This is a genomic window from Rhizobium sp. P38BS-XIX, assembly GCF_012641435.1.
Lineage (GTDB): Bacteria > Pseudomonadota > Alphaproteobacteria > Rhizobiales > Rhizobiaceae > Rhizobium.
Window position 1 is genome coordinate 44,786 of the sequence record NZ_JABAIJ010000014.1, and the last position, 21,426, is coordinate 66,211.

At 58.5% G+C, this 21,426-nt stretch carries 22 protein-coding genes and 1 pseudogene; 4 read left to right on the forward strand and 19 right to left on the reverse strand.

What is annotated here, in order from left to right:
• Position 1: 1 nt before the first annotated feature.
• The 8 genes from HGP17_RS29680 to HGP17_RS29715 are packed head-to-tail and all read right to left on the reverse strand — an operon-like array spanning position 2 to position 7,180.
• The gene (locus HGP17_RS29680) at positions 2-484 is read right to left on the reverse strand and encodes a hypothetical protein (RefSeq protein ID WP_205926191.1); all 483 of its coding nucleotides are present in this window, start codon (positions 482-484) and stop codon (positions 2-4) included.
• Positions 485-487: 3 nt separating this feature from the next.
• A complete protein-coding gene (locus tag HGP17_RS29685; RefSeq protein ID WP_168814892.1) occupies positions 488-1,372 on the reverse strand; it encodes an RDD family protein in 885 nt (294 codons plus the stop codon).
• Entirely contained in the window at positions 1,369-2,448 is a 1,080-nt protein-coding gene (locus tag HGP17_RS29690) for a stage II sporulation protein M (protein WP_168814893.1), read from the reverse strand. The genes HGP17_RS29685 and HGP17_RS29690 overlap by 4 nt, the downstream gene beginning before the upstream one ends.
• Positions 2,445-3,764 carry a DUF58 domain-containing protein gene (locus HGP17_RS29695; protein ID WP_168814894.1) on the reverse strand — a complete coding sequence of 440 codons (1,320 nt, stop codon included), beginning with the start codon at positions 3,762-3,764 and terminating at the stop codon, positions 2,445-2,447. Before HGP17_RS29695 ends, HGP17_RS29690 begins: the two co-directional genes overlap by 4 nt.
• Entirely contained in the window at positions 3,765-4,721 is a 957-nt protein-coding gene (locus HGP17_RS29700) for a MoxR family ATPase (RefSeq protein ID WP_168814896.1), read from the reverse strand.
• The gene (locus tag HGP17_RS29705) at positions 4,708-5,982 is read right to left on the reverse strand and encodes a hypothetical protein (RefSeq protein WP_168814898.1); all 1,275 of its coding nucleotides are present in this window, start codon (positions 5,980-5,982) and stop codon (positions 4,708-4,710) included. Before HGP17_RS29705 ends, HGP17_RS29700 begins: the two co-directional genes overlap by 14 nt.
• Positions 5,975-6,730 carry a hypothetical protein gene (locus tag HGP17_RS29710; protein WP_168814900.1) on the reverse strand — a complete coding sequence of 252 codons (756 nt, stop codon included), beginning with the start codon at positions 6,728-6,730 and terminating at the stop codon, positions 5,975-5,977. Before HGP17_RS29710 ends, HGP17_RS29705 begins: the two co-directional genes overlap by 8 nt.
• A gap of 3 nt (positions 6,731-6,733) precedes the next feature.
• A complete protein-coding gene (locus HGP17_RS29715) occupies positions 6,734-7,180 on the reverse strand; it encodes a DUF805 domain-containing protein (RefSeq protein WP_168814902.1) in 447 nt (148 codons plus the stop codon).
• 467 nt (positions 7,181-7,647) lie between these two features.
• Here HGP17_RS29715 and HGP17_RS29720 point away from each other — a divergent pair, with 467 nt between their 5' ends.
• On the forward strand, positions 7,648-8,460 hold the full coding sequence (locus HGP17_RS29720) for a PIG-L family deacetylase (protein WP_168814904.1): 813 nt from the start codon (positions 7,648-7,650) through the stop codon (positions 8,458-8,460).
• A gap of 67 nt (positions 8,461-8,527) precedes the next feature.
• On the opposite strand, the gene HGP17_RS29725 is transcribed toward HGP17_RS29720, so the two are convergent.
• The 3 genes from HGP17_RS29725 to HGP17_RS29735 form a co-directional block, all read right to left on the reverse strand.
• A complete protein-coding gene (locus HGP17_RS29725; RefSeq protein ID WP_246704286.1) occupies positions 8,528-9,148 on the reverse strand; it encodes a hypothetical protein in 621 nt (206 codons plus the stop codon).
• A 311-nt stretch (positions 9,149-9,459) separates the two neighbouring features.
• Positions 9,460-9,756, reverse strand: a complete 297-nt coding sequence (locus HGP17_RS29730) for a hypothetical protein (protein WP_168814906.1) — start codon at positions 9,754-9,756, stop codon at positions 9,460-9,462.
• 146 nt (positions 9,757-9,902) lie between these two features.
• Entirely contained in the window at positions 9,903-10,064 is a 162-nt protein-coding gene (locus tag HGP17_RS29735) for a Thivi_2564 family membrane protein (RefSeq protein WP_348649008.1), read from the reverse strand.
• Between the two features lie 302 nt (positions 10,065-10,366).
• Here HGP17_RS29735 and HGP17_RS29740 point away from each other — a divergent pair, with 302 nt between their 5' ends.
• The gene (locus HGP17_RS29740; RefSeq protein ID WP_168814909.1) at positions 10,367-10,828 is read left to right on the forward strand and encodes a YbhB/YbcL family Raf kinase inhibitor-like protein; all 462 of its coding nucleotides are present in this window, start codon (positions 10,367-10,369) and stop codon (positions 10,826-10,828) included.
• A gap of 30 nt (positions 10,829-10,858) precedes the next feature.
• Here the strand turns inward: HGP17_RS29740 and HGP17_RS29745 are convergent, their stop codons facing one another.
• A complete protein-coding gene (locus tag HGP17_RS29745) occupies positions 10,859-11,440 on the reverse strand; it encodes a GNAT family protein (RefSeq protein WP_205926192.1) in 582 nt (193 codons plus the stop codon).
• Between the two features lie 272 nt (positions 11,441-11,712).
• On the opposite strand from HGP17_RS29745, the gene HGP17_RS29750 reads away from it, so the two are divergent.
• Both HGP17_RS29750 and HGP17_RS29755 read left to right on the forward strand, forming a co-directional pair.
• Positions 11,713-12,618 (forward strand): LysR substrate-binding domain-containing protein, encoded by a 906-nt coding sequence (locus HGP17_RS29750; RefSeq protein ID WP_168814912.1) that lies wholly within the window; start codon positions 11,713-11,715, stop codon positions 12,616-12,618.
• A 49-nt stretch (positions 12,619-12,667) separates the two neighbouring features.
• Positions 12,668-13,789, forward strand: coding sequence for an HPP family protein (locus tag HGP17_RS29755; RefSeq protein ID WP_168814913.1), 1,122 nt, complete (start codon positions 12,668-12,670; stop codon positions 13,787-13,789).
• 176 nt (positions 13,790-13,965) lie between these two features.
• On the opposite strand, the pseudogene HGP17_RS29760 reads toward HGP17_RS29755, so the two are convergent.
• From HGP17_RS29760 to HGP17_RS29790, 7 genes and pseudogenes are all read right to left on the reverse strand, one after another.
• Positions 13,966-14,229 (reverse strand): annotated as a pseudogene (locus HGP17_RS29760) (BA14K family protein); the annotation flags it as partial.
• 242 nt (positions 14,230-14,471) lie between these two features.
• Entirely contained in the window at positions 14,472-16,592 is a 2,121-nt protein-coding gene (locus HGP17_RS29765; RefSeq protein ID WP_168814915.1) for a carboxy terminal-processing peptidase, read from the reverse strand.
• Positions 16,593-16,879: 287 nt separating this feature from the next.
• Positions 16,880-17,257, reverse strand: coding sequence for a hypothetical protein (locus HGP17_RS29770; RefSeq protein WP_168814916.1), 378 nt, complete (start codon positions 17,255-17,257; stop codon positions 16,880-16,882).
• A 274-nt stretch (positions 17,258-17,531) separates the two neighbouring features.
• Entirely contained in the window at positions 17,532-19,262 is a 1,731-nt protein-coding gene (locus HGP17_RS29775) for an ABC transporter substrate-binding protein (RefSeq protein ID WP_168814917.1), read from the reverse strand.
• Between the two features lie 69 nt (positions 19,263-19,331).
• Positions 19,332-19,619: a DUF2160 domain-containing protein gene (locus HGP17_RS29780; protein ID WP_168814918.1), complete on the reverse strand. Its 288-nt coding sequence runs from the start codon at positions 19,617-19,619 to the stop codon at positions 19,332-19,334.
• 12 nt (positions 19,620-19,631) lie between these two features.
• Positions 19,632-20,555: a carbohydrate ABC transporter permease gene (locus HGP17_RS29785; RefSeq protein WP_168814920.1), complete on the reverse strand. Its 924-nt coding sequence runs from the start codon at positions 20,553-20,555 to the stop codon at positions 19,632-19,634.
• The gene (locus HGP17_RS29790; protein ID WP_168814922.1) at positions 20,552-21,424 is read right to left on the reverse strand and encodes a sugar ABC transporter permease; all 873 of its coding nucleotides are present in this window, start codon (positions 21,422-21,424) and stop codon (positions 20,552-20,554) included. The genes HGP17_RS29785 and HGP17_RS29790 overlap by 4 nt, the downstream gene beginning before the upstream one ends.
• Positions 21,425-21,426: the final 2 nt, after the last annotated feature.

A 21,426-nucleotide genomic window follows, 5' to 3' on the forward strand; every position in this document is an offset into this window, starting at 1 on the left:
TTTATCTGATTTCATCTTGAAGCGCGGCACGGGCACGCTCGCTCAGAGGGCATCCCTTGCTTTCAAGGATCTTGAGCGCTGCCACGGCATTTGCCTCGTTTGCCGTATTGCCGACGAAGCTTCTGATCGAGTCGTGGAATTCGAGGACGACATTCACGGTGCGCCACGCCGTGCGCAGATCAACATTCGAGATATCGGTGTAAGGCCGGCGCTTCCGGCGGATGACGCGATACTCGAAATCCGCTTCGTACAGGATCAGCAGCGGTGCGATATTGGAGCTTGTGGACGCGATCCACGGGATCGATTTCCATCCACCGAAAGCAGCGACAAGCGGCACCTTGGTTCCTTCACCGGAGATTTCCGATAGGGGGGCGGCTTTGGCGTTTTTCAGTTTCGATCGTGTGTTGCGCGTGAGGCGCCAAAAGACATAGAGAATAAAAAGCGCAGCCAGGACCGGTGTCACCATCCACGGATAGATCGGCATGTTTTATTCGCTCTTCTGCTTCTGGTGGAACTTGTCTTCGCGACGCGTGCCAAAGAGCCTCAGCGTTTCCAGATGCTCGCGCTGCGCCCGGTAGAAGGCAGCCAGGAAAGCGAGTTCCTGCCCGGATTTCACAGGGTCGGAGTAGCCGATCTTCCGGATGATCGTCCGTGTGATCTGCACGATCTCCTCGCTATAGGAGTTCTTCGTCGGGTCGCGAAGAACGTCTTCAAGCGTCTGCAACTCATACTTCCCGTAGACGTCGAGATGCTCCGGCTGGAAGTCGAACATTGTCTGAGAGGATGTGGTCAGCGGCGTGGCGATCGCGAGATCGGACAGTAGCACCGAGCGTGGATTGTCGACGACGAGCGTACCGGCAATGATATCGCCCAAACGCTGCCTGCGTCGATTGGCGAGCGGCACGATCAGGATCACCAGAACCCAGATGACCGCCACGGCTATTTCCCAGCCCGACATCGAACTTACGGCAAAAATGAAGGTCAGCGGAGTGAAGATCTCCACTTCCTTCATGAGGTTTCTGGCGACGACCTGATGGGGCGTGAGGCGCCGGCCGTTGACATTGACGACACGGACTCCGACGATCCGCTTTCCAAGCGTGCGTCCGTTCCAGACGAGTTCCGAGAGAATGTAGTAAGGCGTGCGTGTCAGGAACGCCAAAAGCAGGAACAACGTCATGCCGGCCTCGGGGGAGAGGGAGCGGCTGAAGATCACGACGAGAGCGCAGACAAACACCAGTAGAAGCGTGAAGATAAGGTCCAGGCACTGTGCCCCGAGACGAGCGCCGAGCGAGGCGATCGCGAAATTGATCGGCACGCCTTCCGGCGGGATGAATTGCTCAATGCGCTTGTTGGTCTGGACGTGTTGGTTCATCCGCGGGATCCGTGCAACGCTTTGCCTTCACGGCCGGAAAACAGCAGCCAGCTCGTCCAGAAGACGCCCATTCCCCAGCCGATGACGATGCGCAGGATCGGGTCCTGAATGAGTTGACGCAGGAAACCTTCGATGAATGCGGCAACGACGAGCATGAGGGCCGCGAGAATGGCCAGCTTGACCGCATCACGCGCCTGGTGCCGCAACTCATCGCGGCGGCTTCGAGACCCCGGCAGCAAAACGGCGAGCCCTAGTCTTGCGCCGCCGGCGCAGGCAATGGCAATCGCTGCAAGCTCGGTCACGCCGTGAATGGACAGCCACGCAAACACGTCGTAGCCCAGCCCCTTCTCCTTGAACATCGCAAAAAACGCACCGAGCATCAGCCCATTGTAGAACGTCAGGATGAAACTTGGAACGGACAGGAAGATTCCGAGCGTGAAGATGAGAATGACGATCGAGGTGTTGTGAGAGAACAGGAAGGTCGAAAACGCGGCCAGCTTGTCGCTGCCATGGCTTTCGTCACCGTAGATGGTGGATCGGAGGTAGTCGGCCGACGCTTCGGGCGTCCGCTGATCGGCCAACTCCTGGGGAACGAAGGTATAGAGCCAGCTGGAATCGTTCACATAAAGCTTGTAGCCGGCGGCCGCTCCCAGGATCAGCGCCAGAAAGCCGATAAACAGAGGCAGCGCCGACCGGCGCACAGCCTGCGGAATCCCGTGCGTGATCAGGCGCAGCGTCAGGCCGCCGAGGCTTTCCTGCGGGGCGTAGACAACAAGATAGGCTCGGGCGCACAGGCTTTCGAGATAGGCGATCATGGCCCGATCGAGCGAGATGTCACGAGCAACGCTCAAGGAATTCATGGCCTGTCTGTATTCGGCAGAGAGGTCACGGACTTCTTCGTAACTGAGGGCCGCAGCACCGCCTTTTTCGGCGCGCGTCACCAGCTCGTCCAGGCGGCGCCAATGCGTTTCCCGCTCCAGCCGAAATCGTGCGGAACGCAACAGATCGGTTTGCTGAACGGCGGGATCCACCGTCGCGCTCATGGTTATCCTGTCATCGATCCCAATATCGGTCATATCATCTCGCGCGATTTGATTTCGATATAACGTGCCACGAGGTCCGTGGTCAGGGCTTCTGGCGTGCTGTCGAGGCAGAGCACGCCCAGACGCGCCAGTTTCTCCAACACCGCGCGCCTTTCCTGCAGGATCTGCCGGGCAGCAACCGAGCGGGCAATGGTGTCGGGCGTCATTTCCTCCGGTTCGGTCAGCCGGGACAGCATCGGATCGCGCAAGGCGACATAGACGATGAAATGATGTCGAGCCAAAACCTGTATATTCTCGATCATCAGCTCCGCCGTGATGGTGTCAACGAAATCGGAGAATATCACGATCAGTGAACGGCGCTTCAGCCGACCGGACAAATGGGTCAGCCCCAGCGTGTGATTGGTTTCCTGAGTTTCATATCGCAGCTGCGCGCAGAGCGTTTGCAGGCGGGGAAATGCGGGCCGCCCGGGCAGAGCCGGCACGAACAGCCTCGGGCGGCTGTCGAAGCTGTAGAAGCCGACGAGATCGCCGGCAAGTCCCGCCGCCCAGCACATGGCCAGAGCGGCGTTGATGGCGCGGTCGAGCTTCGACAGTCCCGCCAGTTGCTCGGCCATCAGCCTTCCGGAATCGACGCACAGAATGATCTGGTGATTTCGTTCGGCCCGCATCTCGCGCACGACGAGGCTGCGCATGCGAGCGGAGCGTTTCCAGTCGATGCTGCGCGGATCCATGCCCGCCGCAAATTCGCGCAACTGGTGGAATTCCGATCCTTCGCCGCGCAGCCGCAAATCCTTCTGACCAGATTCGAGCGGCAATATCTGGGTCTGTATTGCGCCCGAGAGCACGGGCGACACGTCCGGTATGACGGTGATCTCTTTCTTGATCGGTAAGCGCGCGATCATATCGAGCAGCTTCAATCGTGACGGCCACTTTAGCCAGAGGTTGTGAACGGCATATTGCCCGCGTCGCGATAGACCAAGATCGATCGAACTCTTCACCCGACGGCCATCGCTGGCGGGCAAAATAGCTGGCCTGGTGTTTTCAGGGGTCGCCAGTTCCGGCGCCAGATCGAGTCGCATTTCGATCCCGGAAGGCAGCGAACGTCTGTGCGGCGCGATCTCAACCGTCAGCCGCGCCGTTTGTCCGACAAAGCCTTGGGGCGGCATGTCGACCTGCACCTTGACCCGTCCGGAAAAGGCCGACAGCGCGAGATCGATCACCGTCAATGCCGAAAGCGCCAGCCACAGGATGAGCAGCGGCAAATTCATATCCGATCGCCACACGCTGACGATTACGGTCATGGCGGTCAGGATCAGAACAAGGGCGATCAGGCGTGACGAGGGCCGCATTTAACGAGGTGCGTCCACGCGGTTCTTAATATTGCGCAGGACTTCGTCCGTCGTGCGTCCGTCGATTTCCGCCGTGGGCGACAGAACGATTCTGTGGCGCAGGGCCGGGACCAGAAGCGCCTGCACATCGTCCGGCAAGCCGTAATCGCGGCCTTCGAAAGCCGCCCGCACCCGCACGGCCGATGCAAGGGCATCCGCGGCGCGCGTCGATGCGCCATGAAGGATATCGGGATCCGAGCGGGTGGCGCGCACCAGGTCGACGACATAGGTGAGAATCGTCGTATCCAGACGGATATTGTCGATCAAGGCGCGTCCCGCCGCGAGCGTCGCGCTCGATACAAGCGGTTGGATGCCGGCGTTGCGAACATCCGAGTTGAGCGCCAGACCCGCATGCTTGGACAGGATGGCGATTTCGGTACCGCGATCCGGGAAATCGACGACGAGCTTGAAAAGGAAACGATCCAGCTGCGCTTCGGGCAGGGGATACGTTCCTTGCTGTTCGATCGGGTTCTGCGTCGCAAGCACGAAGAAGTCCGGGCCGAGGGAGTAATCGGTGCCGTCGATCGTGATCGTACGCTCGTTCATCGCCTGCAGCAGCGCTGATTGCGTCTTTGGCGGCGCACGATTGATTTCATCGGCAAGCAGGATGTCGGTAAAAACCGGACCCTTTGTCAGATGGAATTGGTTGGTCTGAAAGTTGAAGAGATTGATGCCGAGAACGTCGCCGGGCATCAGGTCGGGGGTGAACTGAATGCGGCGATATTCCAGCTCCATGACGGCGGACACTGCGCGAGCAAGCAGGGTTTTGGCGGTGCCCGGAGGCCCTTCGACGAGGCAATGGCCACGGGCAAACAACGAGATCAGAACGAGATCGATCAGCGCGTCCTGCCCTTGCACCGCCTTACCGATTTCGCCGCGAACCGTTGCGACGAGATTGCGAAATTCACCTAGATCCAAGGTCGGTGCTCCCTAGCAATTTCCTGAATGTTTCGAGATTGCGATACAGGTCTGACCGCGTCATGACATGCCCTCGCTCGATCAATAGCTGCGCTGCGGACTGCAAGGCAGCGGCCGACGTCTGATCGCGACGGGCCAAACGCTGGAACATCCGCTCGATGCCGGCTTCATTCCCGGCCCCGCTTCCAAACAGTAGAACGGCCTTGTCCGACAGGAGATGCTGCACGAATTGCGCCGTCATCCGGCCGTCGTTTCCCGAAAGTCGCAGCAATCGCGCCGTGGCTTCGATGGCTGCCGTCTTCGACATTTCGATGTTGGAAGAGGTGTCGGTAACCGGGGGCCCGAACCTATAGGCTCCGCGCCAGAGGCATATGACGACGACAAGCAGGATCGTTCCCCAGATGACGGACAGCGGATAGGCAAAGAAGCGTTTCAGATCATTGGCGGAGCGCTCATAGGTTCTGCCCTCATCGACCGGTTCTTCCGTCTCGAGCAACTGGCCCCTCGTGTCCAGATAGACTGGCCGCGTCTCGTTCTCGCCGCGCAGCTTCTGGATCATCGAGACGGCGAAGGCGGCGTTTTCGGCCAGGGAAAGCCCGTGATTGTTCAATAGATCGGGATCCGAGAGAAGATAGAGAGGCAGGCTATCCTCACATCGCAGAAGCAGTGCGCCCGCCGGTATGCCTGCAAGCTCCTTGCAATCGGTTGGCAGGCTGGAGCGATAGAATACCTGCGCGCGGTACAGGGCAACTTTCTTTGACTGGTCTGGCGCTAGCGTCAGCTGCGCTTCCTCGAAATCGGGACCCAGCCTTTTGAGATAGAGATCGGGAGGGTAGGCCTTGGCTAGGTCACGATAGAGATCGGCAAATGGCACCAGCGCGGATTCGCGCGCGATACCGTCCTTGCCGACGCTATCGCGCCATTTCGGCAATATGATCAGCGTTGGGAGCTCGTAGAGTTTCGCCTCATAGACCCAGGGCTCGAAGCGATCGCCGGTCTTGTCCTCGCTCCCCTGTTTTTCCGTGGGCTTGGTCTGCGAGATTGGCAGCGGCAGGATACGAAGCGAGATTTCCGAGCGTTGCCGCGTCACATGCGCATCGGATCGGATGACCGGTATCCCCTTGGACTGCAACCAAACCTGTAACCCTTTGCTGCCGAGCGGCGAGCGGTCATAGTCGCCATCTGGCGGCGATACGAAGAACGCCAGCGCGGCGAGCCCGAGCAGCAAGACGACAATCAATAGCAACCCGAGATTACGCATTCACCATTCTGCCGCTCGAGAGAAACCCGCGTGCTGTGTCGAGCAGCGTCGTGAATTGACTTTCCGCAAGGACACGGCCGCCGTAGTGAACCAGTTCCGCCTCGTTGAGCAGATTTTCAAGCCGCTCACGCCCTGGCAGGCTCTCCGGCAGACGACCCAAAACGGCGCGTTCGGTGTCGTAACGAAACAGTCTCGTCTCGGTGATATCGGCGGCGTGAAGCAAACAATGCCGTAAAAGCAGGACGAGCGCCTGCCTGCGATCTTTCATGTTGGCAATTCGCTGCAGGAAGTCGCCGGGCCGCTCCTGGGCTTGAGGCACAACGGAGCGCCAGCTTTCCGGCGCTTCGTCATGGCGTTGCTTCATCTCACGCGGCGCTTGCGACAACAGAACACCGCCATTCCCGAAGCGCATCCAAAGACCGATGACGGCAATAAGCCCGACGATAACGACAACAATTGCCGTCGGGCCGTTCATCAACGGTTCGCCGGGACTAAATGGCTGCCCGTTTTCAGAAGGCGTCGCCTTCTGCGCTGTTTCAGCTGCCTTGGCCGCATCGGCATAGACAAGGGTGCAACGCAGGCCATTGCGCAAGCACTGCGCGTTGTACTCAACGGCGACAGCACTGGTCGGATGACCAGTGCTTCCAAGCAGAGCCGAGCGATCTTCTTGCGCCTGTGCAGCGTGAATGTGGGCCGATGCGGCAAAACACAGGCCCAATATCAGCAGGCTGACGCCGCGGATCAACATATTTTATGCAAACACCTCTGCCCTGGCGTCTGGACGAAGCGGATCGGCGCCGAACTTGTTCGGTCCGTCCGTGCCTCTGAGCACGCTGATCACAAAGATCGCAATGCCGGCAATGATGCCGATGTAAGGGATCATGCTGAGGATGAACAGGCCGAGATACCACCAACCGGAAATGTTGCGGTCATGGAAGCGGCGAACCTGAAGAGAAATCATTGGCAGGAACATTGCGAGCGCAAACAAACCGCCGATAATTCCGACACCGATCAGCATTGCCGAGGGGCCGTTTTGTATATCGGAGAAGGCGCCGGTCAATCCGGCGATGATGCCGAGCGCGAGTGCTACGAGCCAGTAAAACAGTATAAACCACCAGAATTCCGAGCGAGATGCTCTTCCGGAAAACGTTACATACTTCTCAGTCAGAACGGTACGAACAGCTTCACCAAATCCCATCTTTTGGGGCTCCGTTTTGTTTAGGGGGGTGCTTAACTACCATCGCTCCCCACATTGTCCCGATTTCAAGGGTGATCCCAAGCGAAAAAGTGGTAGCGTTTGATCGTTAGAATTGCAACCAGTGGAATCGAAACGGATGCTATTTGCATGGCAGAAAGGAAAAGGGGCTGTTTGGATTGCATCGAAAATCAATCAGTAATTGTTTATCGACTTGATATTCGCGCAGGCTGCGCCTACCGAGCCTTATTATCGAAGCTCCATTCAACGCTCCAAGGGCAGCATCAGTCAAATCTGGCTTATGAGGGTAGAGTGATATTCGTCGGCGGTTCGCAAGCCCTGGCGAGAGGCGCACTTATCAAGCATCTTCCAATTCGGTCTTGCGCCCAGACGCAAAAAGCTCAACCATTTCACGAAAATAACCGGACGCTCCAGAGGCGATCCCCGGAATTCGAAAACGGAACATTTAAATGCTCGACAAGCTTGGCAAAGACGACCGCATCCTGATCCTGTCGCCTCATCTCGATGACGCGGTTTTGAGCGCCGGCGGTCTGATGGATCGAGCCGTTCAGGGCGGCGCAACCGTCGTCGCGGCGACCATCTTCACTGCCGATGCGGAGTTCGACGGTGAACCCTCCCCGTTTGTGCAGGAATTGCATGCATGGTGGAATTTGGGTGCCAAACCTTACGAGGCGCGCCGCGCGGAAGATATCGTTTCAATCCGGTCGCTCGGGGCTGATTATATTCATGCCGGGATGCTGGACGCCATCTATCGCCGGGACGATAGCGGCAAGTTCCTCTATGCCAGCCGCAAGGCGGTTTTCTCGCCGCCGAATATCGGGGATCCGGTGCGGGAACCCCTGCGCGCCTTGTTTGCCGATTGGATGGGCTCTATTCGACCAACCGTTATCCTCTGCCCGATGACGGTTGGCCGTCACATCGACCACGTCATCACCTCGGAGGTCTTCCGAAGCGGATATCCATACGGGAATACGGATCTCTACCTTTATGAGGATATGCCTTATTCAGGCGGCCTGTTTCCAACGGATTTTCCGGACAGCGTTGCCGCGGCGATCGGCAGAACGGCCTGGAAGATCAAGCAGCCGATAGATATCGATGTCGATTTCAAGCGTAAGTTCGAAGCGATCATGAAGTACGCCTCGCAGATAGGAGAGATTTTCCCCGGCCTCGATGCCGAGCAGGAGCTGAAACGTTATATGGATGCTGGCGATGGGAAGGCGTTCAAAGAGCGCTTCTGGCTGGTAGACGGCGTGATTGCATAACAGGTCGGCAATCTCGTTCAAAAAAATCGGCGCAGCCGGCAGTCGCGGCATAACTATCGTGCCGCGCCTACTGCTCGTCAAGCGCGCAAAGCGGGCTGCATGCGCTCTGTTCGAATGCCGCTTTGACGGCCAGAGCTTTTGGTCGTTGTTGGTCGTCCAGTGCCGGTATAATCGTATCGATCTGCGCGACGAGCGCCATCCTGTCCGCTTTTGGTGTCGATGCCGCCATGAGATTGGCGCTATCCTGCAGGGCCGCGAGCAGAATGTCACGATTGGCGGTCTGCAAACCGGGTGAACGTATCATCAGAATGGCGCTGGTGATCATCTCGTTGATGCCGAGATGCACCTGCTTCAAGCCGGCGCGCCGGGCGGCATTCATTTCTGCAGCCGGAAGCGATTTGACAAAGTCGGTCATGGCCTCGAGTTCCGCCGACTGAATGCGCAGCAGATAGGCGACGGCACGCGATATCTCATCCTGATATTTCGCTGTGTTTGATGCGGTATCGGGCAACGCTCCCGCCTGAGGCGAAAACAACAGGTAGGTCTTGTAGAGCGCGCCGGCGCGATCCGCGATCGTCAGGAGCGCTGGGACATCGTTGGACGTGTAGGGTGATGCGCCGAGCGTCTTCGTGACATCCCAGAAGCGCTTGAGAACAGCGGCTTCCTGCGGATTTGACCAGCGCGGCAAGTCTCCTCGTGCTCTCGTCTGTCGAGCCAGCGCATCGACAGCCTGAAACGAAGCGGCTGCCTCCGCCTGGTTCGACGAAGATACGTCCGCAAAGCTCGGCACCGGCGACAAGCAGGTCAAACCTAAAAGGCAAAATATAGGAAGTGCGCGTTTCAACGTGTTTCACCCATAATCGCTGTAGCATGCCATGCGTACGAAACACCCTCGTGAAAGCAGAATGTCAGGCGTTGAAACAGGCTGTTGTTCGCGAAGAAAAGACCCCGGTCAATCGATCGAGGTCTGGTTTCAGAATCAAAGCAAAATCTTCGAGATCAATCGTTCAATCTGCCGATCAGCAAACCGGCGACGAAGCCGACGAGTGCTGTGCCGAGAAGGATCGAACTTGTCGCTGTCGGGTTTTCCTTAGCGGTGCGAACTACGTTCCGCCCTTCTTCCCGAGCCTGGTTTGCAACGGCCGAAACTTTGGTCTTCGCGAACGAAAGCGCTTCGTCCGCGTGCTCGGAGGCCGTATCGATCCTCCTGGCGAGATCGGTCGAAAGCCTGTCGATCTGATTGCGAAGCTCGTCGATCTGGGCGTTGATGTCCTTGTCCGGCGCGATGTCGGCCATGATGATCTCCTGCTTGATGATATGGTTTGCTTTCAGGAACGATATCGCCCCGGCTTTGGTTCCTTAGGATCTTCATCGAAAAGCAGGCTGATCGAGAAGATCCCAGGCGAGGGCTCGAGTGGGAGCCGCGAGCAGGTGCTGTCCTTCTACCAGACGGATAGATATCGCAGCAGAGACAGGATGCCGATGATGATGACGATGATCTGGACGATCTGGCGGGTGCGACCGTCGAGCGGCAGGCGCTGAACCAGATAGAGAACAAGGACGATCACCAGAAAGGTGATCAGAATTCCGATCAGCACAGACATACCTAGCATGGAAGCACCTCCGATAGAGAAAACTCAATCACGACTGGTGTTTAACTATGGGGCATCGCTTCAAAGTAAAGGTCGGCTTTGAAAATGACGTTCCGACATGCCGCCATGGCTCATGATCGTGGGCCGGAACAATTCGGCGACATGCGTCGATAGGATTGCGCGCATTGCTTCATATGAGCCGGCAAAGATCATTCAAGCCGATTTTTAAAGGGAACAATGCTGGCCGTAATGGATTCCGCCTTGGGTCCGGGGAATGCCGAATGGGCGGCATCCATGACATGCAGGAGGATTTTATGGCCTTGATATTGATCAGCAAAGCCTTTGCGGACGCGGAGCCGATACCGGAAAAATATGCACTTGAGGGCAAGAATATGTTTCCGCCGCTGGCCTGGGGTGGAGCCCCGGAGGATACGCGAAGCTTTGCGTTGATCGTCGAAGATCCGGATGCGCCGAGCGGGACATTCCGGCATTGCGGCATCGCCAATATCCCGGCGCGCTGGACCAGCCTCGCCGAAAGCATAGACACATCGCAGGAGGGCGCTTTGCGCTTCTACCAGAACGATTTCGGCAACGCGCGCTATGACGGCCCGCAGCCGCCGGACGGAGATCCGCCCCATCGCTATATCTTCCGTATCGCGGCTCTCGATGTTCCGAGATTGACGCTGCCGGAGGCTGTCGGCGTCGAGGCTATGTGGACGCAAGCTCAAAAGCACACGTTGGCCGAAGCAAGTCTTACCGGCCTCTATCAAGCCTAAACATTGCTGTTTCCGAGTGAGCGGCACCGCTCACTCGGAGGCGCCCAATCTTTCGAGAAGGCGTGCTTTCACGCCGGGCCACTCATCATCGATGATGCTGAAGCGCAAGGAGTTTCGCTTGCGTCCGTTCGGCATGATGCGCTCGTTTCGAATAAGACCTTCCTCCACCGCTCCAAGTCTGAGAATGGCGGATCGCGAGCGCTGATTGAGTTCATCGGTCGTGAATTGAACCCGGATCAGGTCAAGCGTTTCAAAGGCGTATTGCAACATCAGAAACTTGGCCTCGGTATTGGCAATGCTGCGCTGCCAGGATTGTGCGATCCAGGTATGGCCTATCTCGACGTTTCGGTTCTTGCGATCGAGTTTCCAGAACCGGGTGCTTCCGATCACCTTGCCGTCAATTGTCGTGACAAACGGGATAACCGTACCTTCGTCCCAGCCGCGAAGCGCTGTTTCGATGTATTCATCCATGCTGTCGGCGCCGGGAACATTGGTCACCTCCAGCTTCCAAAGCTCGCCATCGGATGCAGCAGCCAGCAGCGCGTCGCGATGAGCCCTTTCCATCGTCTCGAGCACGACCCTTCGTCCGATCAATCGAGGCGTCAATTCCATATCGGTGTCCTTGCCTGTCATCGCTCCGGTCGCAATATCCTTTGGAATGATTGATTTCTCGGGACATGAAACATCCTGACCGGTGCGGGAATAGACGCCAGGTGCATGATGTCGTCAAGCGGGGAATCGGGTTCCAGCTCGGCTCCATTCGAACAGCCGGTTTCTTCGTGCGTCGGCCCGTTCGAAGTGCGGCACAAACGCGCTTGAGCTGCGACAATGATTTTTATATAGGGAACGATAGGCAGATTTAATTTCCGAATAGAGATTGTTCTTTGGACCTTTCATCAATCGACATATTTCTCGCGGTGGCGCGTGATCGGAGCGTGACGAAAGCTGCAAAGGCGGTCGGTCGGGTACCGTCAAACGTAACGACGCGTATCCAGCAGCTCGAGGACGACCTTGGCGCGTTGCTGTTCAGCCGCGATAGCAAGAAGATGACCCTGACCAAAGAAGGCGAGACCTTCCTTGTTTACGCCAACCGGCTCGCAGCGCTCGCGCTTGAAGCGCGGCAGGCAGTGCGGCCCTTGCGGCCTTCGGGAACACTGCGCGTGGGAGCGATGGAAAGTACGGCGGCAAGCCGTTTGCCGGCGGCGCTCAGCCAGTTCAATCATATGTGGCCGGACGTATCATTGCAGCTCAGCCTCGGCGCGTCGCGCGAGCTTGCCCGAGATGTGCTGCTCGGGACCTTGGACTGCGCATTGATCGCCTCGCCGCCAAAAGGGATGCGGGACGAGGACATTGGCTTCGATGCCGAACTCCGCCAGCTTACGGCCGAACCGATCTTCGTCGAGGAGTTGTTGCTGGTCTTGCCATCAGGTCACCCGACGATCCGTTCGGCCGCCGACTTGCAGGTCACATCAATTGCTGCTCTGGAACCGGGATGCACCTATCGGCGGATCGCAGAAGGCTGGGCACGCAAATCGAGTGCCGTCCAGACAAGCGAGCTCGGCTCCTACCACGCAATCCTCGCCAGCGTTGCCACCGGCAAATGCGCCGGGGTCATGCCAAAATCGGTGCTGGATCTCATGCATTGGCCGGGAGCTTCGCTCACGCATCAACTCGCTGTCGTCGACACTGTTCTTCTGTCTCGTAAAAACGATCGCCCGAACGCATTTGATGCGTTTCAAGAGGTTCTCGCTGCGACCAAAGGCAGGGACGCACGGCTAATCACAAACTAGCGGTCGAACGGCCTTACCCACAAACTTGCTTCCTGGAAACTGGCTCCCTATGCAAAATCCCGACGCCCCGAAAGCGAAGCCACACCGGTTCCGCCTGTTCGATCCGATCCTCGCCGGCGCAACCCTGCGCGACCGATTGATTGCCTGCCTTGGTGCGCTCGTCTGTATTGCTCTTACCGGCGCAATCAGCGGCTATCTGTTCGGGCAGGGACCGTATCTTCCATTCATCGTCGCGCCCATGGGCGCCTCTGCCGTGCTGCTGTTTGCCGTTCCGGCAAGTCCGCTTGCGCAGCCATGGTCGATTATCGGCGGCAACACCATCTCCGCCATGATGGGCGTCATTGCCGCTTACCTTGTTCACGATCCGGTCATTGCTATTGGCGTCGGCGTCGGGCTTGCCATTGGTGCAATGTCGCTAACGCGTTGCCTGCACCCACCGGGAGGTGCCGCGGCTCTGACGGCGGTTCTCGGAGGGCCGGTTGTCGCAAGTTGGGGTTTCCTGTTTCCGCTCGTGCCGGTTGGCCTGAATTCATGCCTGCTCGTCGGGCTCGGGCTGCTATTTCACAAGCTGTCCCGACGCAATTATCCGCATGTCGTGCCGAAGCCTGCGGAAAATACGCATCAGACCCGTGACATCCCGCCCGCCCTGCGAGTGGGGTTTCAGGAAGAGGATCTGGACGCAGCGCTTGCCGTCTTCGACGAGGCGTTCGATATCGACCGGCAGGATCTGAGCCGGTTGTTGCGTCAGGTCGAATTACAGGCGGCGGTAAGGTCGCATGGGGATATCCGTTGTGCCGATATCATGTCGCGCGATGTCATCGCGATCGGCGAGGACACGGAGCCGGATCATGCGCGTCATCTTCTGCTGAAGCACAACATCCGCACCCTGCCGGTCAAGGATCGAGACGGCCGGCTTATCGGAACGGTCGGCCTGCGCGAGCTTTCGCGAAGTGACGGCGCCATCCTACATGTCCTGTCGGAAGCCGCGGTTGCGGATATCGACGATCCCGCCCTATCGCTGCTTCCGGTGCTGACGGACGGGCGCACGCATGCTGTCATCGTCGTTGACGGAGATCGGCGAGTTCTCGGCCTGATTTCACAGACGGATCTGCTGAGCGCCATGGCGCGCCGTCTGCCAATCGACGACGCGGCGACAAAGATCGTTGCTTGAAAGAGTTGGTCGGTCATCGGCGTCCGATTCATTAATGCCGCCCGACGAGCGCAAAGCCGATAGCGCCGGCTGGGACTAAGACCACCTAACAAATACGGCCGGGATGACCCGGCCGCTCGGTATTGCAACCATGCTGGCCAAGGCGGAGCGCCTTGATCATGATGGCATCAGTTGTTCAGCGCGCCGCCGATGATGGCGCCAAGCGCGAAGGCGGCGGCCGGGTACCAAAGACCGTCCTTGTTGCGGCGGTAGCCGGGGCGGCGATCCCGATATCCGCGATAGCCGTGATAGTAACCGGGACCATCATTGCCGCGATGCGGACCCCATCCACGTCGTCCAGCATCCCTTGGCGGCATGTTGCGATGAACTTCGCCGGAACGGTTATCGCGATGATGGCGCGGCCATTCCTGAGCCTGTGCAAGAGGGGCGGAGAGGGTTGTCGCCGCAAGCGCAGCGATGAAAAGCTTCTTCATTGATTCGGTTCCTTGTCATTAGCAAGCGAACCTTAGTAGTCCAAAAGTGAATACAACGTGAAGTAAAGCTGGGTGCTCCGATTCACGATTCCGTCAAGGCTTTCGCCCGCTTGAAAAACTTCGCCCGACCAGCAGCTGTGATGATCACATTGTTGGCCGGGCGATGATGAAGGTTTGGCAAGTCCGTTGCCGGACCTGCTTGAGTGCCGTTATTTGCCGACCGTATTTCCCGATCGCTGTGCCGCAGTCTTTTGCCCTGAAGGCAGAAGATCAGCTTCATCGGCTACGATGGCGGCTGCTTCGTTCAACAGCACATCCTTCGCGTTTTTGCGGGCTTTCTCGATGGCGATATCGTCGCTGAGGCTGCGCTCATTCGCCTGCAGGCCATCGTCTTCGCCTACATCCACGCCATCATTGATCTGCTCGCGTGACTTCAGGCGCTTTGCCTGGGCCGCCAGCTCATCGCGTCGTTGAGCCTCGTTGAGCGAGACGACCTTCTTTTCGCGCTGGGTCTTCAGTTCCGCGACGTCTTCAACGAAGCGCTTGAAGTCCTGATCGGTCTGGATTCGGGCCTCGTGTCGGCTTTGCAGCTGCGGCAGCAACGACTTTATCGTATCGGAAGCCGTATATTTTGCCGGCTTGACCTGGCTCCAAGGCAGCGCGTTGTCGTAGCTCGCCTCGCCGAAGGTCTTGGGGTCGGAAAGTCCCGGCAGGGTGATGTCGGGCGTGACGCCGCGCAGCTGCGTTGTGCCACCATTCACCCGGAAAAACTGAGCGACCGTCAACTTCAGCTCGCCGAATTTCGGCTTTGCATTGTGAGCGACCTGATCGAGATTGACCACGGTCTGTACCGTGCCCTTGCCAAAGCTCGGTTCGCCGATGATGACGCCGCGACCGTAATCCTGGATCGCTGCCGCAAAAATCTCGGACGCCGAAGCCGAGCCACGGTTGATCAGCACGCCCAGCGGACCGGCCCAGGCCGGCGTGGGAAGATCGTCGCTCTCGACTTCGACCTTGCCATCAGCGTCGCGTTGTTGAACGACCGGGCCCTTGCCGACGAACAGGCCCGTCAAGTCAATCGCCTCGGACAGAGAGCCGCCGCCATTGTTGCGCAAGTCGACGACGACACCATCGACGTTGTCCTGCTTGAGTTCATCCAGCAGCTTGGCGACATCGCGGCTTGCGCTGCGATAATCCTTGTCGCCCTTACGACGAGCCTCGAAATCCTCGTAGAAGGCAGGCAGCGTAATCACGCCGATCTTCCGCGTAGAGTCGCCATCCTTGACCGAAAGAATGGTCTTCTTGGCCGCTTGCTTGTCCAGGCTGATCTTGTCGCGCACGAGGCTGATGACCGTGTGCTTGCCATCCGGTCCGGCATCCGCCGGCAGGATATCCAGACGCACGACCGAATCCTTGGCGCCGCGGATCATCTGCACGATTTCGTCGAGACGCGTTCCCACCACTTCCTTGATCGGGCCATCCGCGCCTTGTCCGACGCCGATGATGCGATCGCCGACGGCAAGCTTTCCGGACAATTGCGCCGGGCCACCCGCAACGAGTTCGCGGATGGTCGTGTAGTCGTCTCTTTCCTGCAGGACTGCGCCGATCCCCACCAGAGAGAGCTTCATGGAGATGTCGAATTCAGCGGACGCCGTTGCGCCGAAATAGTCCGTGTGCGGGTCGACGGACGTCGTGTAGGCATCCATGAATGTCTGGAAGACATCGTCGTTTTTGTATTTGTATGCACGCTCGAGCGAGTTCTGATAGCGCTTGTCGAGCGTATCGCGGATCGCCGCATCGGCCTTGCCTGCCAGTTTCAGGCGCAGCCAGTCGCTCTTGACGCGCTTGCGCCAAAGCTCATTACTTTCGGCTTCCGTCTGCGGCCACGGATCCTTGTCGCGCGACACGGTGTAGTCTTCCTTTGTGCTGAAATCGAAACCCTGTTTCAGCAGACTGCGCGCATAGGTCATCCGGTCGACAACGCGCTGCTCATAAAGATTGAAGATGGAAAACGGAATGTTGAGGTCTTCCTGGTCGATCGCATCGTCGATCTTCGTGCTGCCGGCCATGAACTTGTCGATGTCCGTCTGCATGAAAATGACGCGGTCCGGATCCAGAGACTTGATGTACCGGTTCATGATCCTCGCTGACAGAACATCATCGAGCGGGACGGGCTTATAGTGAAACCGCTCCAGGAACTGTGCGCTCAGATGCGCGGCCTGCCCCTGCTGCGGCAGCGGCGTCAAAACGGGAGGTGGGCCGGATTCCTGGGCAAATGCCGGGGGAGCAAATGCCAGGACCATGCTGAGAAAGCCATATTTTATACGCATTAAGCCTTGATCCGATTTTGTACGTTGCGTGTCTGATGTGTGATGTTGGTGGAATAATTATGGTTTTTTGGCAACCCGACAATGGTGCTGCATCTTAAAGATGTCAGAAACCCCGCCGTGAACAATCGGGCAGAGCCTTTATCGGTCCACCAAAGTCAGCTCGATTGCCGAGCAAATCCGCCGCCGACCCATTCTTGCCCTGAAACCGTAACCACGAACTATGGCACGATCGCGCCACGGAGCGACTGCAATTGGCAAGATGCTCTAGGGATCGCTTCAATGCTTCGCTAAACCTCCATGACATCATCGAAAGCTTCCGGAAAATTCTCCCGCGCCAGCTTTTCGTTGATGACCAGCATCGCTTCGTAGGACATAGGGTCGAATTCCTTGCTTGCAGGCAGCACTTCGCGCCCGAAAAGCAGGTTCAGCCTGGCGGCATCGAGGTTGCCGCGCTCGAAAGGATCCGGCCCGAAATGATGCCAAAGTGCATGCAGGAAGGCCGCATCGACCCGATGCTCGGCAGAGCCGGGACGAGCGCGACGAGGCAGGGTTTTGATCGGCGTAACGCCTCTCGGATTGCCACGCCGAATGGTGAATTGAATACCGGTTCCGGGCATTCCTGAGGGAAAGCCGCGATGCTTTGTCATTTCGGAAATTTTCGCCATAGCTACTTTTTCTCTCTCGCCATGGGATCTCGACGAAGCCTCTTCCAACACCAGGGTAACCCAATCGAAAGGCCCGCGGAACCGCACTTTGTCGTGATTTCTATCGCAGCGTCAATCCCGAGATCAAGTCTTCGCATGCCGCAAGCTGTGCGCAGACACCTGTTTCGGTTGCATGGCGATGGCAATTTCGCCATTCGATGCCTTGTAAAGACTATGCCCTCCCTGAGGTCCGCTTCAGGGAGGGCACGGTCACTTCGAAGGTCGCTATGGCCGATTATTTCTTCGCGTCGGCCCAGCTCTTGACCAGCTCGTCATAGTTGATGGTGACGGGCTTTTCCTTCTCTTCGGCGATCTTCAGCTGTGGAGCAAGATGGCCGTTCTTGACGGCATCGGCGTTCCAATAGGCAAGATCGTGCTCTTCGGCGAGCTTCGGCCCGATGTCGCCCTGAACGCCGGCGCGTTCCAGGCGCTGCATGACGCGTTCCTGATCGGCGCAAAGCGCGTCCATGGCACCTTGGGCATCCTTGGCACCCGATGCGGCATCGCCGATCGCCTGCCACCAAAGCTGGGCGAGCTTCGGATAGTCAGGAACGTTCGTACCGGTCGGCGACCACTGCACGCGGGCCGGCGAACGGTAGAACTCGATCAGGCCGCCCAGTTCCGGTGCGCGCTTGGTGAAGCTCTTGTCGCGGATGGTGGATTCTCGGATGAAGGTGAGGCCGACATGGCTCTTCTTGACGTCCACCGTCTTCGAGGTGACGAACTGCGCGTAGAGCCATGCGGCCTTGGCGCGGTCGAGCGGGGTCGATTTCATCAGCGTCCAGGAGCCGACGTCCTGATAGCCGAGCTTCATGCCTTCCTTCCAATAGACACCGTGCGGCGAAGGCGCCATGCGCCATTTCGGGGTGGCATCGGCGTTCATGACCGGCAGGCCGGGCTTGACCATGTCGGCGGTGAAGGCCGTGTACCAGAAGACCTGCTGGGCGACATTGCCTTGAGCCGGAACCGGGCCGGATTCCGAGAAGGTCATGCCCTGTGCTTCCGGCGGTGCATAAGCCTTCAGCCAGTCGAGGTATTTCTGGATGGAGTAAACGGCGGCCGGGCCGTTGGTATCGCCGCCGCGTGCGACGCAGGAGCCGACCGGGCGGGAATTGGCATCGACCTTGATGCCCCACTCATCGACAGGCAGGCCGTTCGGCAGGCCCTTGTCGCCGTTGCCGGCCATGGAGAGCCAAGCATCGGTGAAGCGCCAGCCGAGGGACGGGTCCTTCTTGCCATAATCCATATGGCCGAAGACTTTCTTTCCATCGACATCGCGGCCTGTGAAGAACTGGGCGATGTCCTCATAGGCCGACCAATTGACCGGCACGCCGAGATCATAGCCGTACTTGGCCTTGAAATCGGCCTTGTTCTTCTCGTCGTTGAACCAGTCGTAACGGAACCAGTAGAGGTTCGCGAACTGCTGGTCGGGAAGCTGGTAGAGCTTCTTGTCGGGCGCGGTCGTAAAGCTGGTGCCGATGAAATCGGCGAGATCAAGACCGGGATTGGTGACATCCTTGCCTTCGCCGGACATGAAGTCCGTCAGGTTGCGTACCTGCTTGTAGCGCCAATGCGTGCCGATGAGGTCGGAATCGTTGACCCAGCCGTCGTAGAGGTTCTGACCGGTCTGCATCTGGGTCTGGATCTTCTCGACGACGTCGCCTTCCTGGATGACGTCATGCGTGACCTTGATGCCGGTGATGGCCGTGAAGGCCGGCGCGAGAACCTGCGATTCATACTGATGGGTCGTCAGCGTTTCGGATACGACCTTGATTTCCATGCCCTGGAAAGGCTTGGCCGCATCGATGAACCATTGCATTTCCTTTTCCTGATCGGCGCGCGAGAGCGACGAGACATCGCCGATCTCCTTGTCCAGGAATGCCTTTGCCTCGTTCATGCCGGCGTGCGCGGTGCCGGCAATGGCCAGCAGAGCGACAGCCGTCGTCGCCAAGAGATGTCTTCGCATAAATTCCTCCCTACAGGTTGCGAGTACATGCCAGGACGGCCGGGAACCCCAGCCGCCATATCGGATTGCTCAGACCAGACGGAAGACGCCGATGGCGTAGACCACGGAGAGAGCAAGAGCCCACCACAGGCTTGGGCCTCCCAAGCCCAGCCAAGCGAGATGAATGAAGGCGGCGCCGAGCAGCGATATGAAAAGCCGGTCGCCGCGCGTCGTTTCGAAGCGTAGGATGCCGAGGCGCGGATTGCCGCCCGGCGAACAATATTCCCAGACTGCCATGCCGATCAAAAGCAGCAGGATGGTCGCGAAAAAGAGTGCCGTCGGCAGCGTCCAGGCCATCCAGGAAAAGTCTGTGTTCATGGCGGTTTTCCTTCAGACGCGGCCGAGCGCGAAGCCCTTGGCGATGTAGTTGCGGACGAAATAGATGACGAGCGCGCCGGGCACTAAGGTGAGCACGCCGGCGGCGGCAAGCAGTCCCCAGTCCATGCCGGCAGCCGACACCGTGCGCGTCATGATGGCGGCGATCGGCTTGGCGTCGGTCACCGTCAGCGTGCGGGCGATCAGCAGCTCGACCCAGGAGAACATGAAGCAGAAGAAGGCGGCGACCCCGATACCGCTTGCGATCAAGGGAATGAAGATCTTGATGAAGAAGCGGGGGAACGAGTAACCGTCGATATAGGCGGTTTCGTCGATCTCCTTCGGCACGCCGGACATGAAGCCTTCGAGAATCCAGACCGCCAGCGGCACGTTGAACAGGCAGTGCGCCAGCGCCACCGCGATGTGGGTGTCGATCAGGCCAAAGGCCGAATAGAGCTGGAAGAAGGGAAGCGCAAAGACGGCCGGCGGCGCCATGCGGTTGGTCAGCAGCCAGAAGAAGACATGCTTGTCGCCGAGGAAACGGTAGCGCGAGAAGGCGTAAGCGGCGGGAAGAGCACAGGCGACCGAGATCACCATATTCATGACGACATAGGTGATGGAGTTGATATAGCCCTTGTACCAGGACGGGTCGGTGAAGATGATCGCGTAATTGCGCAGCGTCGGCTGATGCGGATAGAGCGTCAGGCCGCTGACGATTTCCTCATTGGTCTTGAAGCTCATGTTGACGAGCCAATAGATCGGCAACAGCAGCAGGATGATGTAGATCGTCGGCACCAGCCAGGACCAGCGTCCTGCCTCGCCATGGCGCCGGCGGACCCTTGCACTCGTCGAGGCGATCGATGCGGATACCGCATCGGAAGGCGTGAGCGTATGCGTTGCAGCATCGTTGGCTGTGGTGGAGAGAGATTTGCCGCTCATCGGCTCTCTCCTGCATCGTAATTGGTCATGACGGTGTAGAAGACCCAGGACAGCAACAGGACAATCAGGAAGTAGACCAGCGACATGGCCGCCGCCGGTCCGAGGTCGAATTGGCCGAGCGCCATTTTCACGAGATCGATCGACAGGAAGGTGGTCGAATTGCCGGGGCCGCCGCCGGTTACGACGAAGGGCTCGGTATAGATCATGAAACTGTCCATGAAGCGCAGCAGCACGGCGATCAACAGCACGCGGTTCATCTTCGGCAGCTGGATGTAGCGGAAGACGGACCAGCGTGAGGCGCCGTCGATCTTGGCGGCCTGGTAGAACGCGTCGGGAATGGAAGCGAGACCGGCATAGCAGAGCAACACGACAAGGCTCGTCCAGTGCCAGACGTCCATGATGATGATCGTCGCCCAGGCGTCGGCCGGATCGGAGACATAATTGTAGTCGATGCCGAGATTGACGAGGACGTAGCCCATCAGGCCGATATCGCTGCGGCCGAAAACCTGCCAGATCGTGCCGACGACGTTCCACGGGATGAGCAGCGGCAACGCCATCAGCACGAGGCAGACTGGAACGCCAATCCCCTTTTTCGGCATGTTAAGCGCGATGAAAATGCCGAGCGGTACCTCGATCGCCAGAATGACGAAGGAGAAGATCAGGTTGCGGATCATCGAATCCCAGAAGCGGCCGGAGCGAAGAATTTCCTCGAACCATTGCGTGCCCGCCCAGAAGAATTGATTGTTTCCGAAAGTGTCCTGCACCGAGTAATTGACCACCGTCATCAACGGAATGACGGCGGAAAAGCCGACGAGCAGCAGAACCGGAATGAGCATGAACCAGGCTTTGTTGTTCCAGGTCTTTTCCATCG